The organism is Streptomyces sp. NPDC045431 (genome assembly GCF_040646655.1).
In the GTDB taxonomy this organism is placed as follows: Bacteria; Actinomycetota; Actinomycetes; order Streptomycetales; family Streptomycetaceae; genus Streptomyces.
Map to the genome: position 1 here is coordinate 1 of NZ_JBEZAQ010000036.1, position 17524 is coordinate 17524.

Sequence of the window (17524 nt, forward strand, 5' to 3'; positions counted from 1 at the left end):
GAACGGGGCTATCCAGGAGGGCTCCGACGCCGTGATCACACCAGACACGACAAGATCATCTCACCCGTGGCCAGCAGTTACGGGACAGCCCTTAGCCAGGAGACCGTTCTCTCGACCACCCAGCGGTGTCGGCCGAGCCGCGTGGACGACTCGTTGTCGGCGTACAAGTGAACGTGCACCACCTCGTACGGACGAAAGTGCACCGTTGTTGATGCGGTGATGGGGTGGGGGCCGCGAGTCTTCTGCTGTCGGTTCGGGGTGGCAGGGAGGCGGCTGACGGTGGATGGCGGAGGAGGCCGACATATCGCCCGCTGACCTCGTCGGGACCGAGTTGGGCGGCAGCTTCTGCACTTTCTCGACCACGTTCGGCATCCCGCCGAGCGTGATCAGGGGTGGGCTGGAGAAGCTCATCCCGGCGTTTAGGCTCGCCGGACGCCCGGCGTCAGTTCGATCCGCATTGTGTCGTTCTCCCGGAAGATGTATACGGAGTCGGTCGCCGCATTCCATCCGACGGGAACCACGTAGTAGCGGCCTTCGCGCTGGATGAGCAGCCGCAGACCCGAGTAGCGGTAGCGCAGATGCGTGCCTGTGCCAAGGTCCTCGGCCCTGAGGCCGGACGGGCCTCTCAGGCTCAAAGGCTCGGTGCTGAAGAGGATGACCCCGGGCCAGCGGACGACATGGCGCGCCGCCTGCTTCGCCTCGCGATCGCCGAGCTGTGCCGCAAGCAGGGTGATGGCGAGAAGCAGGAACGCCAGAGCAGCGAAGAGCGGCACGGCCCTGTCCAGCAGCCTTTGCCCCCTGCCGCGCAGCGCGGGCGCGCTCTGCCCCATCAGCAGACCGGCGGCCACCGTGGCCGGGGCAATCCAGTACGGCTCGATGCGCGACCAGAACACGAAGAGCACAAGGCCGGCCGCCACGACCAGCCAGTACTGCCCTGCCACGACACCCCACACGGCTGCGGCGCCCCGCCTGAGGCGGCTGGACACCGGAAGACGCCTGATGAAGTGCGGTGCACTTGTGAGCAAGAGCAGAGCGACAACAGCGATGAGGACCGGGCGCGACAGCACTTGCAGACTCTCAACGACGTATTCGGAGAATCCGAAGCCGAGGGAGGAGGGCGACAGATGGAAGTTGCGGTAGTAGCGGCTGGTATAGATCAGTCCCACGTAAAACATCAGCGCCGCGATGAAGGACGCCTCCGCGACGACAAGTTTCAGGATCGCCGTGGAGGCGGCATCGCGCCCGGAATCCCGTCTCTCGCTTGCCGGGTTGCTCACGGTCGGGCGGCGCCTGGGGTGATTCCGTCAGTTGGGGGACCATCAGTGCCGTCGGGCTTCGGTACCTCGCCGGTGGGTGGAGGGGGAGGGGGAGGCACGTTGGGGTCCCCGCCGCCGTCTGTGGGGGGCGGCACGTCCGGCGGGGGTGCGTCTGTGGGCTGTTCGGTTTCCGGAGTGGTCTGGGTGGTGGCTTCCGGCGATGGGCTCGCAGTCGGCTCGTCTTCACCCTCCTCTCCGTTGCAGGCGGCGACAGCCAGGCAACATGCCACCAATAGCCCAACCAGCGTCACACGACGGGTCACTCGTCGCATTCGGAACCTCCTCGGCATCGCCCGGACAGTACTGCGTAAGGGACAACTCGGACAAATACGCTTCTTGTGTGTCGGGCCTGCACCACGCGTATGCCTCAGGGGGCACCAATGCGGGTGAACGCTTGATGGTGGCATGGGCGAGAAGCGGCGAGGCTCTCGGCGGCCACCATGTGACGGGCGGGCATCGGGCGAGGCGTTGACACGCCGCGGCGCGGCCGTTGCTGCTTCACGGCGGCAGGTTTCCCTTCGCTGCTCCGATTGAGCGGTGCGGGCCCCTGCATGCCTTCAGGTCCCATTGACTAGCTAAAACGGCGTTAGTACTCCAGTCGTAGATCGTGATCCTCATGTCTGATTCGCGGCCTGTCGGCGGTAATGGCTGGCCCTGGCTCGGGCCTGATGGCGGCGTCGCCAGGCGGACGAGCCGAGCCGGTGGGCCATGTCGCACATGGGTCGGACGAATGCTGTGAACAGCCGCTGGGTCTGGTTGCAAGTGAGCGGGTTCGGTCCGTCCGGGGCGGGATGGCGGGCGTGTTCGTCAGCACGGACGACAGCGAGGAAGGCGTGAGCGAGCATGGCCAGGGTGACCCAGCGGGACCACGAGGTGAAGCGGCGGACTTGGTGTTCGTCTAGTCCGGCCAGGCCCTTTCCTGCCTGGAAAGGCTCCTCTACCCGCCATCTCGACCCGGCGACGCGCACCAGCGTGGCCAGCGGCACCGGGGCTGGCGACCAGCAGCGGTAGTAGGCCAGTTCACCGGTCGTGCGGTTGCGGCGGATCAGCAGCTGATGACTGCCGGATCGAGGTTCGGCCAGGAACGCTTCCTGCCAGCGGGCAGGGTCTACGCTGTGACCTGCGGCCATCGCAAGATCGTTAGTCTTCACACACCGATGATCAGCGGTGGCCGCAGCCTTCCCGCAGCCGACCCACGAGCAAGATCAAGGTCTATGGCTGGAGGTCGCGCTGGTACCAGGTGCCTGACTTGCCGCCGAGATCGGCCGGGGTGGCAGGGCCAACCGGGATGAACCCGGCCTTGGCCAAAACTTTCTGGGACGCGGCGTTGTCGTGGGAGGTGGCCGCCCGCAGTGTGCGCAGGCCGTGCCGCACTGTCGCCATCCGGCACAGCTCTTGGACGGTCGCGGTCGCCACGCCGCGGCCGGCGACCCGCTCCGCGACCCGGTAGCCGAGTCTGGCAGTGCCGTCCTGCAAGTCGTACAGGTTGAACCTGCCGAGTGCTGAGCCGTCCTCGGCGACGAGCACGTAGAAGGCGCAGATGCCGGCCTCCTGCTCGGCCAGCGAGGCGTTGTACCGGTCGGTGAACTGGTCGAAGAAGTCGTCGCCGCGGTCGGAGATCGAGGCAGCGAAGTAGGCGCGGTTCGCCAGCTCGAAGGCCAGGACCGCCGGGGCGTGGCCGGCACGCAGCGGCTTCAGCATGGGCATTGCCCGACCTTACCCAGATGGTCCGCTGAGGCCACCTGGTTTTGCAGACAGCTCCAAGACCAGGGCACATAACGATCTACGACTGGAGTACTAGGAAGGACACGCCCGCGCCGCCGACCTCTGGGGCAAGGCCTGCCAGGTATACGACTACCTGCGTCACGGCCCGGACGGAGACCAGTAAACCCGCACACCGGGCGCGACCGACTCCACCCTCGGCCGCGCCCTGCTCGTCTTTACGGCGTAAAGAACCAGCGGCGCCGGGACGCGCCGCCCGCAAGGCGCCCACTCCCACGCGAACGTTGGTGATGCTTGGCCGGTGAATACCCCCCAGCCTCTGCGGCCCCCGCTGCCCGTTGCGCTCGCCTCGATCGTCCGCACACTGCCGCGCGGACCGGGCCTCGCCTACGAGCCGAATCGGTGAGACGCAGCACACCCCTGTGCGGCCCGGTCTGGTCGCCGAAGTCGAAGAGGGCACCGCGCGGCACGCCGTCATCCCGCGGGTGGTCCGGCTGCGTGCGGACGTGTGACCGGGGGGCGAGGCTTCCAAAGGCGGACATCGGGAGCGCCCGGAGCGAGTTCCTGGAGCTGGTGGAGCCAGGATGCGGACCCGGCTTCGGCGGCGTCCGCGCTCGTCTTCGCCGCGCTCCAGGCCGTCGAGCAGGCCCTGCCGGAGTACCGCAGCAGCGCTCTCGGGCCGCTGGGGCGGACCGAGGAAGCCGAAGCGGAGCCCCGGCGGGCGTACAAGAGCGAGCAGGGGAGGCGCTGGTTTCCAGCACAACCCGAACGGGCCCGGATGCCGTCGCGGCGGCAACGAACGCCGCCGACTCCGCCCGGGAGCGCACGGCCGAGTGCTTGCTGGCGACCCGGCTGGAGCGGCTGCGCGAGCAGCGGGCGGCGCGGAGCAAGCTGGCCGAGGGCGCCGTGGACTGACCGGCTGCCCGAGCTCGCCGCGCGCCGTGTGGCCCCGCCGTGCCGGCGCCGCTCCCGCGCCACCGCGGATGTGATCGACGGCAATGATGTAGGTCTCGGCACGTTGTACTTGAGACTGATCGAGCCGAGAGTCTCGTTGACCTGGGCGGTGTGCGTGCCTCCGTTGTAGAGGATGCCCGGATTCAGCGACCCGTCCTTCACCAGACTGTAGAGCGCGTAGCCGGGGCACTGGGTGGGGTGGCCGTCTCGGTGTCCGCGAATCTCCTGCCCGGCTCCAGCCCGACGCAGGTAGGCGATGGCGTCCTGGATGCCGGTGATCTGGCTCTGGCTGGGCTGGGTGACACCGGTGTTGCCGAGAAAGGCCACCACCGCGTAGTGCTGCGCGGTGAGGGTCTGGTTCCCATTGGCGCCGCTGCGGTTGCCCTTGCCGCGGCCTCGAAGACGTAACCGTGTTGGCACACGCCGGGGTTGTACACGATGTGGAAGTAACCCTCGGCGTTGTTGTCCATGTGCTCGTTCCGGATGTCCTGCATCTAGCCGACGCACTGTCAGTGTTCACGGCCGGTGAACAGGGTGCCCAGGTAGTGGACCTTCACACCGAGGGGCGATGTGATCGGCGTGTAGCTCTCCCAGGGCGGTCGTGCGCCCCACTGGGCACGCGTGACGGAACGCAAGTTGAACCTCCGTGTCGTTCGACTGGTCTCCTCAAGGACCTGCAACTTCAGGCCCCTGCGGCAACTCTGCCCTCGCAATTTTCGAACAATAGTTCAACCGGCTTTCGAACGCAGTGCGGATTGGCTTGATCGATGTCACTGCCTGTCAGCGAACGGGAACCCTCTCACCCGTACAGCAGTCCCTCACAGGCATGGAGATGCGACCCAACCCGCCCTGGGCGTCCGGCTGTGCAACACTTCTCGCAGGGGCAGCGGCCGGATACGGTGCCTACCAGCTGTCCCGGGCAGCACGCCGAACATGCGCTGTAATACTCCGCGAGCACCCAAGCCTCTTCGACTGGTGGACCTGGGAAGCGCACTCACCATCACCACAGCGGCTCTCCTGGGACCCGTGGCATGGGCGACACCTACTGCCCTGATCCGTCGAACGCCATCCTCCGCGCTGCGCCTACTCCTACCGGCACAACGTTCGTGCTCGCGCTCACCGCAATGACCCTGCTTCACTTCTCGTGGTTCGGCACACCATTCGGGGTAGGCAACGACACCAACGGCACCTGCAGGCTGGACAACGTCCCGGCCTGGTGGCCTCACTGGCTGCCTTCCTGACACCGCGGAACACCTGGCAGGTAGTCATGCGTCGACCTGCTGCTCTGGCACGCAGTTGCGGCGGCGAACAGTGCGGTCCGCACGGCCGTTGTACGCAGAGTCCGGGGCAGGGCTGACGGCAAGCGTGCTCGCCCTACACATCGTGCCGCCCGCCCCCGGGAAGACCAGAGCGCCGCCGCGGCGGCGCCGATCCGACCCCGCCGCCGACCACGCCCGCCACGTCGGCGCCGTTCCCCGTTCCGTCGGAGGGCTACCTCCGAGCCCTCGAAGCGCACCGCCAAGCCGTGCGACTGCGCCAGGCGGACCCGGCCATCGCGCAAGCGGTGGAACGACAGACCGCCCACTGGTCCGACATGGGCGAGCGCACCGTCTGGGGCGCATCGCTGACGATGCTGCTGGAGGAGATGGCCGACACGTTGGAGAACCCGGGCCGTCGGCTACGAGCCCGGCCTGATCGGGGAACGCCTGGTGTGGGGGCTGCCGCTCGACTCGGGCGAGGCGGCCCTGTGGCGGCCGTTCACCGGCTGACCCGCACGCCGACGCTCACGCGCCTGGCCGGGGCTGCGGGGACAGACCGCCGGTCCACGGGCCCGTGAACACCCCGGCATCCATGAGGTCGACGCCGGTCACTGTCAGCACGGCGAGCGCGGCCAGCTTAGCCCGCAGCATCCCGGCAAGGCGCGGCGTGCGGCCGCTGCCGTCCTGGGAGAACCCTGCACCGGTCAGCGCCTGATCCAGAGCGGGCGTCATCGGACCCCACCGGCGGCCCGTCTCCGGATCAACCCGGCCGGGTGCGGGCCGCCCTCCCAGACGAGAGCCTGCGTGCGGTTCGGGTCCCCGTACACGCTGCACACCGGCCTCCCGGGGCGGGACAGTTCCGTCAGGACATCCGGTCTGGCACCGACCCATCCGGCGGTCCCCTCGCTCGCACTCGACGAGCAGCGACCACCCCGGCCCCGCCTCGCGCCCCACTACGAGAACGTTGTCGTACTTGCAGCGGCCATCTCTGCCCCACGCCGACCCCGCCCGTCGGCCAAGCTCTGCCAGCGCGTCAGGCACCGGCTCAGGCGACCGCACCCCCACGCAGGCCAGCGCCTCGCCCACACCCATCGGCGCGACCGTCACACACCACGCCCCGAACTCCCTGTCGAACCCGCGTATGTCCACAGCAGACATCCTCTCTCGTCCCGCGGCTGCTAGTCGGCGATCCGCACTGTCGAGGAGGACGCGACGAGCGTCAGGCCGGGCCTTACCGTGACGGAGGGGCCGGCCGGGGTGCTGGTGCAGTGGACGGCCTCGGACGGGTTCACCTCGCTGGCGCGGGATCAGCCCAACGCCTCGGGCGACAGCATGAGGGCGACCGTGCAGGCTGCGGTGTCGCGCGGCACTGGTTGACGATCTGGCCGGTGTCGATGGTGAAGGCGCGGGAGAAGAACAGGCGCGGCGGGTAGCCAGCCCGCTCCAGCGCGGCCGCGTACGCGGTCACCGGGGGGTGGATCTGGTCGCGCAGGTGGGCGGCCGCCGCGGCGTCGACCGGCTCCAGTTGGCGCCCGGCGGAAGCCGGGCGAGGCCATCGGCGACCGGGCGGCAGGCGCGGCAGCACGGCCCCGGCGCAGCGGCGGAGCCGCGTCGGCATCAACCGAGAGCCAGACCAGGACCGTGCCAGCGCTGCCAGCAATGGCGTGCGCGGCCCGTCGGCACAGCCGGTGGAACGGTCCGACGACACTCCTCAGGTGGCCCAGTCTTCCAGATGGCGCGAGCCGAACCCATCGTGCGGAGAGCTCGGGTCTCGGGTTTGTCGTACGACGAAACCGCCCCCGACCTGGGCACGCACGTGGAGGTTGGGGGATGCGCCGGAAGCTTTGAGGTGAGCCATCCAGCCATGCGAGTTCAGCGCAGACTCACACGCGGGAACACCGCTGCGAGCCGCCTCAGGACTCGGAAAGATGTGGGTTCCAATACCGCTTCGCGGCACACGTGTCCCTGAGTTCGTTGCGGCAGACCTGAACCTCCACGTACCTGATGTAAAACATCTGCTCCTCGCTCGATGCGGAGATCCTGCTGAAGATCTTCGTAGTGTTGCAGCCGTCGCGGTTTTCACGCTCTGGGCCCTTCCACTTTCCGTTCATGACCAGGCGGAAGTGAACCGTGTGCCCGTCACACGAGGTGTCCCGCAAGAAGGCGTGCGGGATGGAGTAGGTCTGGGGGCCGGTCCAGTTGATGATTCCATCAACGTGAGCCCTGGCCTGACCGGCGTTATAGACGGCTACCGAGAAGCTGCGCGTGATCGGTGCTGCATCGGCGGGCGGGGCCATAGACAACGAGACCCCTGCGACGGTGAACAGGACCGCCGCGGTCTTCGACACGTTATTCCGCATAGCAAACCCCCGGACGTCGAGGACATCCCCCTGCGGGCGGCAAGCGCCTGCCGGATAGCACCAGTCTAGTGACGCACACCTCTCAGCGCGCCCTGAGGCCTGCCGAGGTCTAGATGAGTGAGGCCGATCGCGACCAGCACATACATCGTGTCGCGGATCTGGGTGTTGGTGTGCTCGTGCCAGGGGCCGGTGCTGGTGCCGGTGGGGATGATGTCGAGTTCGCGGCAGGCGGCCTGGAACTCGAGGCGAACAGGAACCGCTCGACGCCGAGCCACCGGTAGTGGCGGACCCTACCGAATGGGCGCGCAGCAGCGGCAGGACCAGGCGGTTGACGTAGTCGAGCAAGTCGACAAATTCATCACCGGTGATGGCGTGAACGACGATCAGGTCGGACAGGTCCGGCTCCAGGCCGTGCGCGGCCGGATCAGCCAGGAACTTGTGGCCTGGCTTCGAGACTGACCGTTGACCGTCACCAACCGGCATCAGTAACGGCTGAACTCATTGGCTTCGGCGCGACGGAACGAGTTGAAGAACAACGAGTTCGAGAACCTGCGGAGGAACAAGGACCCCGCGTAGGTCAACAAGGACCAGGTCCACCTCAAGAACTAGGAGAAGACCAGGTTCAATAACAACACCGACAACAAGGGCATGGGGCCGTGACCTGTGCCGCCTGTCCCAAGAGGACAGTAAATTGCCGAAACGCTAGGTAAGCCCGCTCATCGAGCACCCAAGGATTTCCCGGCGGACGCCGGTTTCAAGGGCAGTCTCCCGCCGTAATTTCATAGCACGAGGTCGGAGAAAGACTGCCCAGCGGTTCAGTAGGAGGCTCAAATGTTGAAGATCCCCCGCACCGGTGACCGTGATGGGCCTGGGAGGAGGGGGCGCAACTGCTCTGACTGCTTTGGCTCGGTGCCACTCGTGCTGCCGGTCGTCATGTCGGTGTTCGCCGGCCTGATCGCGCTGACGAATGCGGTGATGCCGCAGACCAGCGCTCATCGCTTGCAGCTGTGGCAGCTGCTTCTGGCTCGCCGGGACGCGACTCGTGATCGTCGTGCTGAACGGCGTCGTGCCAATGACCCGCAGTGATGGTTGAGGAACTGCGCGGCGAACCGGTTGGCAGGTGTCAGCTTCAGGGCGGCCGGGGGGGGATTCTGCAGACCTGAACCGGCGGGCTGGCAGCAGGATCGCCGTCCTGTCGGTGCCCAGCCCGTAGGACGGGACGGTGGGGCGCTTGGGGTGGAACGTGGCAGGTGTCGCCGGAGCGGGCCGGGCGGGGGCGAGCTCGGGTGCAGGGGGATGGACGGACATGCGAGTGACTCCGGGAGGTTCGGGGAGCGGCGGCGCGGGAGGCGTGCGCCGCGCCGCCGCTTAGGACTTGTCCGGCCGATCATGTGATCGGCCACGCTGAGGTCGTTAATGTGGTCACGGGGCGGGGTTATCTGACGGAAGCTGAGTGGCAACGGCTGCGGCCGTTCATGCCGGTCAGCAACCGGCGTTGTGACCGGTGGCCTGATCATCAGCAGGTGATCGACGGGATTCTGCACCGGGGTTCCGGGCGTGACTTGCCCGAGCGGTTCGGCCCGTGCAAGACCGTCTATGAACGCCACCGGCTCTGGTCCGCCGGCATGTGGGACCGACTGCTCCAGTAGGTCCAGACCGAGGCCGACACGGCGGGTGAGATCGACTGGAACATCTCGGTGGACTCCACCGTCGTCCGCGCTCATCAGCATGTGCCCAGCGCCCGCACTGACCCGTCGCCAGCCCCCGCGTCATGCGCAAAGGCTCACCCGGCGGGCGGCCACCAGGCTTCGATGAGGACCGCCGCAAGAAGCGCAACACCGTCGAGTGGGCGATCAACCGCCTGAAACAGTCCCGGCCGTCACAACCCGCTAAGACAAGCGCGGCTGCGTCTACCTCGGCACCACGACCGCGGCAGCCCTCACCATCTGGCTACGAACTTGATCGATCAGGCAATCCTGGCATCCGATCAGGTCGATTCATGTAGTTGCCACGTTTCTTCGGTGATTAGTAGACTGGCTGACAGAAGTGATGCGCCGTCCGGACCCGGTCACTCGGTGGCGGCATGGTCGGTCGTGGCGGGTCCCAGTTTGCAGGACCTCAAAAGGGTTTGACTACCCTGCTTGATGCCTGAATAGATATATTTGGCGTAACATCGAATCCATTGATCCACGAGGAACGCTTATGGGTATCCTCGCTTACTCGAATCTGCGTCGCCAGCGGACGGTAACCTGCCGCTATGGCGACTATCATGGCAGCCTCAATCGGCCTCGCTGCTCCTGGCGCGACTGGTCAATGACCGTGCAGGTCAGGGCGGTGTGCGCGGGAGATACCCGGACGGCCTGCCACAGGCAGTTCCGATATCCTGGACGGGGAATTTCATAGGCTTTTGAGACGTGCGCAGGAGAAGTCATGGACCTGCTGCCGGTCGAAATCAAGGTCACCATCGAGAGCGACGTGCCTGGGGCGCTGTCGGCTCTCACCGCTTCACAGGGCGCCCTGATGTCGCGTCAAGTCTGGTTCGCCGAGGCACGGGACGGTGTGGCACAGGGGAAGGTACCGCTCCTGGACGGCGGTGTGATCATACGGCTCAGAATCGGTGGAGATCCGGACGACCTAGCCGTCAAGTTGCGTCCCTGCACCCGGGAACAGCTGGTCGGCCGGTTCTCTGCCCCGTTTGAAGTGGAGCCGTTCACGTACAGGATCGAGGAGGACTGGTCGAGGCGCGGCCGCGTGCTGGCGGCCTCCCTGGTGCATACACACGTGCCGGGGGTGCTGGACGCCGCTGTTGAACCCGGGGCCGATCCCTCAGCGTCGATAGACGAGGTGCAGGACCAGTTCCTGCACGCCTGTGCGCGCGATGTCCGGTTCGACGGGCTGGTCGCTCTGGGGCCGATCTTCTGCACCAAGGTGGACGAGGTGTCGCTCGACGACCTGGAGGTCGACCTGGAGGCGTGGTCAGCCGTCGGCCTGGAGTTCTTGGAGGCTTCGATCCGTGTGACGCCCAAGCGCGGTGACGATGAGGAGGAGTTCAAGGAACAGGCCGAGCGGAAGCAGCGCGAACTCGAAGAGGCGGTGCTCGAACGAGGGGTGACGCTGTCCGAGGTCCCCGAGAGCAAGACCCGTCGTTTGCTCACCGCGCTGGTGGCCGCCGCCCAGGTCTGACCTCTCGCCACCCGCCTGATTCCCCCTAAGGTGCAAGTCTCGGGCTGGTAGGTGATCGGGATCTGTCGTCCGTCAGACGGCAATCACCGTCAGGTACTTGTCCAGCTCGGTTCGGGCCGCCTCGGCCACCTCAGTCAGACCGCCTTCGACCATGTGCTCCATAGTGACCGCACCGTGCGTGATCAGCCTCTCGCTCAGGTGCACGCTGCCTGGCGGCGGTTCGCCCCTGAGCGTCACCTGAGCGTCGCCGAAGATCGCGGACCACCACGCGGGCGCAGCACGTCCGCCCTGCCCGGGTTCGGGGGCTGGGGCGGCGGTGACATCGAAGAGCGAGCCCCCAGCAAGGCGGAAGACGGCCTTGCGGAGTTCGTTGGTGTTGCTGATCCATGCACTGGCGGCGGGGTCCAGGAGCATGGGTCCCACCATTGGGGTGGTGCCCGTCCCGGTCGGCGCGGTCCCGTGGGAGGTGTCGGCCGGGCGTGATTCGGTCACACGCGTCGTGATGGCGCCGGTCGCGACGGCGGCACGGTATGCGGCGCCTGCGGCCTCACCGCCGGGCCAGGGTTCTTCGGGCGGTACGGTCGCCGCGAACACCGCGTGCAGTTTTCCGATGTCGATGTCGGCGTCCGTGACGACCGTCGCCTGCCCGGTGTCGAACTGTTCGGTGAGCACGTTACGGACGAGGAAGGGAGGCGCGGCGGCGTCCCGGAGGTTAGTCACGACCGCCTCAGCCGCGGCCGGACTGAAGGACACCAGGAAGGAGCTGCGTGCCTGAATGTCGATGCCGCCTCCCGGTCCGCCTTGGACGCTCATGAGCAGCGGGCCGGGGCCGGTGGGTGGGTGCTCAACCACGCAGGACACGGTGTTGGCGGTGATCGGCACCATGAGGAGCTCGGGTGCGGGGCCACCGTTCCGGTGGGCGAACAGGGAGGCGATCCGGGCGGGCGGATCGGGGTGGTCGTGGTCTGCGAGCTTCTGGACGATGCGGGCCGCCGCGTCGGCGGGCAGGGTGGCGGTGCACGCGAAGGTGCAGGAGCCACCAAGGTAGATGGGTTGGGGGCCCACGGGGGCCTGGAGCATGACGGTGGCCGAGAAGTCCAGGTCGGAGCTGCCTGAGCGCGTCGCCACGGTTACCCGCGGCGGCTCGAAATAGTACCGGGTGGGTTCGCCGGCGGCCGCGAGACCGGTGTTATGAGCATCGGGCCGGATGCGGACGTCGACAGCCGGGTCTCCCGGCCCGCCGCGGTCGATGTCGATCACGAGCGAGTCGGGCCCGAAGATTGGACCTACGGGGAAGGCGTTGTCTGGCATCGCATACGCCCCTGTCGGTGGAGGGCGTTCGTCTGACCGGTGGAACGTCGACCGTGGTCTTGGCCGGTGTGGGGCGATCGTCGGTGATGTCGGCACTTACGATGATGGTGGTTCCGTCACTACCGGCGAACACCGCCCGGCCGTCCAAAGCGGAGTGGGACACGGGGAGTCCAGGCCGGCCGCCTGGGCCCTCCCCCAACGATGCGTCCGCCCGGCCGGGGTTGGCACGTGCGGCCCGTGGTCACGCGTTGGCGGTCATCGCCGCGAGCACGTACCGGTCGATGGTCTCGATCTGGTCCGCGGGCGGCTCCGGTATCGGGGTGATGAGTTGCGGAATGTACTTGATGAGTCCTGCCGGCACGGGAACCCGGACCGGCTCGGGGGTCGAAAAGACGACCGGACGGTCGAAGAAGCGCGGACCCCTCACGCGGACGTTCATGGTGTAGGTGAACTCGGTCTCGGCACCGTACTTGTCGGAATACACCTCCCACAGCACGTTCATGTCGTTCTTTGAGGTGACCACAAGCGGCGCGTAGGTGTCCTGGCCTATGGTCGGCGTAATCTCGAGGAGCACGTTGGGCGGGAGCGGGAACGACTCGACCATGAAGCGTACGAAGACATAGCCGACCGCGCTGGCGGTCAGGATCGGCGCGTGGACGTCATCGTCCTCCTCGATCACGGCGATCGACCGATCCTGAGGAGCGATGGCCTCCGAGAGGTTGACCCGGGGGTCCTGTCCGTCGAAGATCAGTGTCTTCCGCAGCCGCACCTGGTCCGACGGCCAGCCTTCGACAGGGTTGTCCAATCGCAGGAACGCGATGCTGACGAAGTCCTTCGCCGTCGTCTCGTCCCAGATGGCGGGCCGTTCCTGCCCGTTGGGCTGTGTCTCGCCGGGGACGTAGTGCTTCCCGTTAGTCCTCATGGTCAGGTTGACGCGGCCGTTCTCGATCGGCTGGGAGAAGTTGGGATAACCGGCTTCCAGCTGGACTGCCTGAAGCGGGTCTTTCAGCTCGGTGCCGTCGGGGAGCTTCTCCACGAAGTTGACCCGGCAGGATCCGGTGACCTGGACCTTCTTGAAGAACTCACCGATGTCGACGATGAACAGGTACTTGTTCAGGTGGTCTCGGACGGCAGGCAGCAGGTCGTTCAGGTTGCCGGTGACGGTCTGGTCCACGGTCACCGTCTGGTCGAGGATCAGCCTCTGATTGACGTGGACGCCGTTGCGGGCGTGCGTGGACTTGACCGACACTGCGGCACCGCCGAACAGCTCGCTGAACCACCCGCGGTCGGCCGACGCCTTGGAGTCGGTCTTGGCCGGGTCGAAGTCGAAGATTTCAGTCTTGACCAGGTCGATCGCGGTTTTCCGCATCAGGTCGACGTGGTCGTCCACCCACTTCTTGGTGGCCGGGTCGAGCGGAACGCCGTTGTTCATCGTCATCTTTGTGACGATGGCGCCGGAGGTCACGCAGTTCTGGTATGCAAACTCCGCGGCGAGCGAGTTGATCCGGAAGAATCCGCCGGCGGAGACGGCGGCCGAGAAGGACTCGAACACCTTGTCGATATCGACGTCGACCTCGATCGTGACACCATTGATGTAGAAGCTCTCCTGCAGCGCGTTCTCGACCATGAAGGGCGGCGAGGCGCCTTGCTTCAGCGCGCTGGCGATCTGGCCGGCGGCAGGTAGGTTGCAGCTAATCAGGAACGAGCACAAGCCCTGCGCCTCGATGCTGCCCTTGCCGCTGTGCTGGGCGGTCATCAGGATCTTCCCGCCGGTGACGGCCGGGTCTTGCACGAAGCATCTGACGGCACTGGTGGTGATCGGAACAATGCCGAGCGACGGCGAGGGGTCGTTCTCCTGGAAGTTGAAGAAGGGGCCAATCCTGTCCCCCGGGATCTCGTGCTCTCGGTGCTTCAGCTTCTCCAGCGCACCCCTGATCACGCTCGGCGGGATGCCGAACGTGGTCGAGAACGTGCAGAAGCCGCCGCCCAGCTCTGTCCCGACGAGGTCGGCGGGCGAGACGTGAGCCTCCTCCGCCATCAGGCCCTTGAACACGGTCATCTGGAAGTTGAAGTCGTCCGGGGAGTCGTGCTTCCTCGCGAGAAAGACCTCTGCGGGCTGGAAGTAGTACTGGGTGGGCAATCCGGCGGCCCGCAGCTCGGGGTTGTGCGCGTCCGGGTAAACCTGCAGCCGGAACTCCTTCCCTGTCTCGTCATTGGCGGTGACGATAATGAAGTTCGGGCCGAATAGCGGTCCGACTCCCGATACGAAGGCGGTCATGATTGAACTCCCCGCTGAGAAAGGAACAGGTCGGTGTGCAGCCGTTCCGGGTGGTGAGACGTCAGGCGTCCTCGAAGAGCAGGTCTTCGGGCTGGTGCGTGACCCTCACCGTTTGGCCGTTCGTCACCTCGACGATGTGGTTCAGTCCGGCGCGGCGTTCTCCGGTGGACAGGACGGAATACCGGTCCCGGACACCGGCCAGGAAGGCGGGGTAGCACGACAGGGGCATGGACAGGCGCAGGTAGTCCACGGTACGCCGGAACAGCTTGGGAAGGATCACCACGTCGTCGGAGAGCGAGGCCGGCCCGGTGATTTTCGCCCCGGTCGTCGTCACGTCGCTCGCCCACAGGCCCCGGCGGGCATCCCGTGCCTGCACGGCCACGGTAGCCATCTCCGTGCGGAGACTAGTGAAAAGGCTCCGGTAGAAGGTCGGGTACACCAGCCCCTCGACGAGCAGATGGTGGTTGACCGTCGTCCGCAGAACGGCGACGTCCACGTCGATCTCCAGGCCGCTCGTGCCGGGCGGAGTACCGGCGCCAGCTAGGGCGATGCAGCGGCCGTGGACATCGGCGCCACGGGTGAGGACGAACCCGGGAACCGTTTCCGGTGTAGTAGCGGTCACGGTCTCGTCCGCCTGTCGCTGGACGTCGGCGAAGCCGAGTGACCTCAGCAGTTCGTCGCGTGCGGCGTGGGCGAACTGGAGCGGCTGGTGGTCGCGCGACGGGCCGTAGTGGGTCTCGAGCGCGTCGATCGCATCCAGGCGCAGCTTCGCGCGACCCACCGCGCTGTGCTCGACGGCACGGCCGCCGCCTCCACCGACGAGGCTCCACTCGCCCGGTTCGTCGGCCGTGAAGTGAACCGTGTCCCCGTCGGGCTGCGACCCCTTGACGTCGTAGAAGCCTTTGATGAGCAGCATGGGCATAGTGACTCCTCAGCAGCGGGTCCGTTCACCCCCCAGGGGGCACCCTCGGTAAGGGCGCGGCGATCCGCGCTACACGACGTTGCGAAGATCCGTCAGGTACTGCTGGATGAAAGCGTTGAATGCCGTCTGTAGGTCCTCTTCCTCCTCCAGCTCGACATCGATGCCGTCGGGATCCGGACCGTAGACCACGTCGCCGAGGCCGTCCGGCTGGAACTCGCTCAGGTCCGCGGCGGCCATGAGGTTGTGGAGGTGGGTCGACTCCAGCTCGGTCTCCGTCGCATCACCCGGTGTCAGACTGCCCGCGGTGTCCTCGAGCCCCGCGGCGCTCTGGAAGTCAGAGAGCGCTCCGGCCGTCTCCTCGCTGAACGAACCGTCGATGGCGATGAGAGCTCCCTCCGCGCCTGCCCGCCAGTCGTTGACGAGCGCCTGAACATATCTGACGTCCTGCGGGTCGTTGTCTCCGTCCGGTCCAACCGAACCGCTCATGGGGGAGTTGAAGACGAGCACAGCCGGCCCCAGCACTCCGCCGCCGAAGATGACGACGGCTGCTGCGGCGAGCGCGGCGATGATCGCCGAGACGATGACGGCCTTGGCAAACGCCTCCAGCAGTTCCCCGTCCACCTCCGCGCAGAGCTCGTAAACGATGACGCCCTCGGCTATCTCCGGCTCCGTCGCACGCCTGTAGTGCAGGGAGACCGAGCAAGGGATGAAGCCGAGATAGTTGCGCTGGTAGAACGTGATGGTGCGATCGGGATTGAACTGCGTTCCCTTCTCGTATTTCGAGAACCTGGAGTCATTTGCGGCGATGAAGTCCATCAGCGACAGGAACGTCTCCACCTTCGCTCTCGCGGCCGCCCTGCCGCTGTCGGAGTCGGGTTTTATCTCGTAGAACTCCATGCGCGCCGGCTCGTGAGTGATGATATCCGGCACCGCGAACCGTTCGTTCTCGTCATCGGTGTCGTCGACAGGCTTCTTCCGCGCCTCGCACGATCCGGAAACGAACGTCTCGTCGACCACTCCCGGCTGGCGGGTGGCAAGGAAACTCGCGAGGAACCGGCATCGCGTCGTATCAGACCTCTCGTCGAAGAAGTCCGTCCCGGTACCGCCCCGTTGGTATGGGTTGCAGCCCTTGCTAAAGCAGTACTCCTGTCTGACCACCCACTCGACAACCGTGCCGACCTTGGCCGCCGCCCAACGGGGCGCGCCGGCGGCACGAGGTGTTGTGCAGAACTTCGCCACGGGAGTCACCCTTCGTGTGCCTTTGGTGACGTAGCACGGGCACTTGATCCGCCGCCGCTGTGGCACACGCCACGCGCTACCGTAAATCTCTACTTACCAACATATATCCGGGCCCCTGTGAGCCGCAGCTCGGAGAAGCGCTCGTTCAGTCACCGCGTGAATCACTGGAGAACCCTCTTTCCCGAACTCGTCGGCGGCATCGATCGGTCATCCTGTGACGGAGCACCGAGCGGCCCCGGCCGGGATCGATCCTGGTCAGGTGGCGACGCCGGAGGATTCGGACCTACAGTCGAAGTAACTTCACAGCACACCCCTCAACAGCCTCCCTGCACCCCCAGGAACGGTGCCGTTCTGACGCGCGGGGGCCGTACCGGGTGCCCATTCAGCACATCTGCCCGACCGCCGGCAGGAAGTTCTCATGTCTCATGGCTGACTTCGTACCGGGGAGTCGGACCGTCGAGACGGGCTGAGCCGCCCGTCCGGAACAGACGGATCACCCCGATGGGGAGACATCATGGGACAGATGGAGCAGGCGTTTGACGAGTTCCTCGCCGCGGAGCCGAAGCACTGGCTGGTGGAACGGACAGGGGACCACATCGACTCGGTCCTCAACGAGAGCAGGACTGCCGAACTGCCGCCGGACGCGCCGCTGCTTCCCCGCCTGGAAAGCAGTTCTGCCCTGACGTGCTCGCCTTCGGGCCCTTTCCCGAGGCTACGTGGTTCCTCCCGGCGTACCGCCTGCTTCCCAAGGACCCAAGGTTCGCCTTCGACGTCGTCCAGCATGTCGGCGACGTCGACGACGACGGAGGGCCGTTCAACCGGGTCACATTCACCCTGACGTTGAAGGAGGTTTTGTCAGACAGCGTGCTCTCCTCCGTCGCGCGAAGGGCTGGTGGTCTTCTTCACCGCTGGTCCGCCTCGTCAGGATCCAGTGCCGTTGTTGCGGGGGCGCGGGAGGCGTTTTCGGGGCGGGCGGGCTT

Annotated in this window: 14 protein-coding genes and 2 pseudogenes; 6 read left to right on the forward strand and 10 right to left on the reverse strand. The window is 66.5% G+C overall.

Annotated features, from left to right (window positions below; translation table 11 throughout):
• Positions 1-419: 419 nt before the first annotated feature.
• The 3 genes and pseudogenes from AB0A69_RS33460 to AB0A69_RS33470 form a co-directional block, all read right to left on the reverse strand.
• Positions 420-1277, reverse strand: a complete 858-nt coding sequence (locus AB0A69_RS33460) for a hypothetical protein (RefSeq protein ID WP_361429834.1) — start codon at positions 1275-1277, stop codon at positions 420-422.
• Positions 1278-1930: 653 nt separating this feature from the next.
• Positions 1931-2398, reverse strand: a pseudogene (locus AB0A69_RS33465) (IS701 family transposase); the annotation flags it as partial.
• A 130-nt stretch (positions 2399-2528) separates the two neighbouring features.
• Positions 2529-3023, reverse strand: coding sequence for a GNAT family N-acetyltransferase (locus AB0A69_RS33470; RefSeq protein ID WP_361429836.1), 495 nt, complete (start codon positions 3021-3023; stop codon positions 2529-2531).
• A 2000-nt stretch (positions 3024-5023) separates the two neighbouring features.
• On the opposite strand from AB0A69_RS33470, the gene AB0A69_RS33475 reads away from it, so the two are divergent.
• Complete coding sequence (locus AB0A69_RS33475; protein ID WP_361429838.1) at positions 5024-5233, forward strand: hypothetical protein; 210 nt, start codon at positions 5024-5026, stop codon at positions 5231-5233.
• A gap of 543 nt (positions 5234-5776) precedes the next feature.
• Here the strand turns inward: AB0A69_RS33475 and AB0A69_RS33480 are convergent.
• From AB0A69_RS33480 to AB0A69_RS33490, 3 genes are all read right to left on the reverse strand, one after another.
• Positions 5777-5983: a hypothetical protein gene (locus tag AB0A69_RS33480; RefSeq protein ID WP_361429840.1), complete on the reverse strand. Its 207-nt coding sequence runs from the start codon at positions 5981-5983 to the stop codon at positions 5777-5779.
• A 1181-nt stretch (positions 5984-7164) separates the two neighbouring features.
• Positions 7165-7599, reverse strand: coding sequence for a hypothetical protein (locus AB0A69_RS33485; RefSeq protein ID WP_361429842.1), 435 nt, complete (start codon positions 7597-7599; stop codon positions 7165-7167).
• Positions 7600-7676: 77 nt separating this feature from the next.
• Positions 7677-7886 carry a hypothetical protein gene (locus tag AB0A69_RS33490; RefSeq protein WP_361429844.1) on the reverse strand — a complete coding sequence of 70 codons (210 nt, stop codon included), beginning with the start codon at positions 7884-7886 and terminating at the stop codon, positions 7677-7679.
• 22 nt (positions 7887-7908) lie between these two features.
• Between AB0A69_RS33490 and AB0A69_RS33495 the strand changes: the two genes are divergently transcribed.
• The 4 genes and pseudogenes from AB0A69_RS33495 to AB0A69_RS33510 all read left to right on the forward strand — a co-directional run bounded on the left by AB0A69_RS33495 (position 7909) and on the right by AB0A69_RS33510 (position 10794).
• A complete protein-coding gene (locus AB0A69_RS33495) occupies positions 7909-8070 on the forward strand; it encodes a hypothetical protein (RefSeq protein ID WP_361429846.1) in 162 nt (53 codons plus the stop codon).
• A 372-nt stretch (positions 8071-8442) separates the two neighbouring features.
• The gene (locus tag AB0A69_RS33500) at positions 8443-8697 is read left to right on the forward strand and encodes a hypothetical protein (protein ID WP_361429848.1); all 255 of its coding nucleotides are present in this window, start codon (positions 8443-8445) and stop codon (positions 8695-8697) included.
• Positions 8698-9086: 389 nt separating this feature from the next.
• Positions 9087-9573 (forward strand): annotated as a pseudogene (locus AB0A69_RS33505) (hypothetical protein).
• A 468-nt stretch (positions 9574-10041) separates the two neighbouring features.
• Positions 10042-10794: a hypothetical protein gene (locus AB0A69_RS33510; RefSeq protein ID WP_361429850.1), complete on the forward strand. Its 753-nt coding sequence runs from the start codon at positions 10042-10044 to the stop codon at positions 10792-10794.
• 72 nt (positions 10795-10866) lie between these two features.
• On the opposite strand, the gene AB0A69_RS33515 is transcribed toward AB0A69_RS33510, so the two are convergent.
• The 4 genes from AB0A69_RS33515 to AB0A69_RS33530 form a co-directional block, all read right to left on the reverse strand.
• Positions 10867-12054: a hypothetical protein gene (locus AB0A69_RS33515; protein WP_361429852.1), complete on the reverse strand. Its 1188-nt coding sequence runs from the start codon at positions 12052-12054 to the stop codon at positions 10867-10869.
• Positions 12055-12346: 292 nt separating this feature from the next.
• Positions 12347-14383, reverse strand: coding sequence for a hypothetical protein (locus tag AB0A69_RS33520; protein ID WP_361429854.1), 2037 nt, complete (start codon positions 14381-14383; stop codon positions 12347-12349).
• 61 nt (positions 14384-14444) lie between these two features.
• Positions 14445-15305 (reverse strand): nuclease, encoded by an 861-nt coding sequence (locus AB0A69_RS33525; RefSeq protein WP_361429856.1) that lies wholly within the window; start codon positions 15303-15305, stop codon positions 14445-14447.
• 69 nt (positions 15306-15374) lie between these two features.
• Positions 15375-16544, reverse strand: coding sequence for a hypothetical protein (locus AB0A69_RS33530; protein ID WP_361429858.1), 1170 nt, complete (start codon positions 16542-16544; stop codon positions 15375-15377).
• 684 nt (positions 16545-17228) lie between these two features.
• On the opposite strand from AB0A69_RS33530, the gene AB0A69_RS33535 reads away from it, so the two are divergent.
• The coding region (locus AB0A69_RS33535; RefSeq protein ID WP_361429860.1) for a hypothetical protein at positions 17229-17524 on the forward strand (296 nt) is incomplete at its 3' end.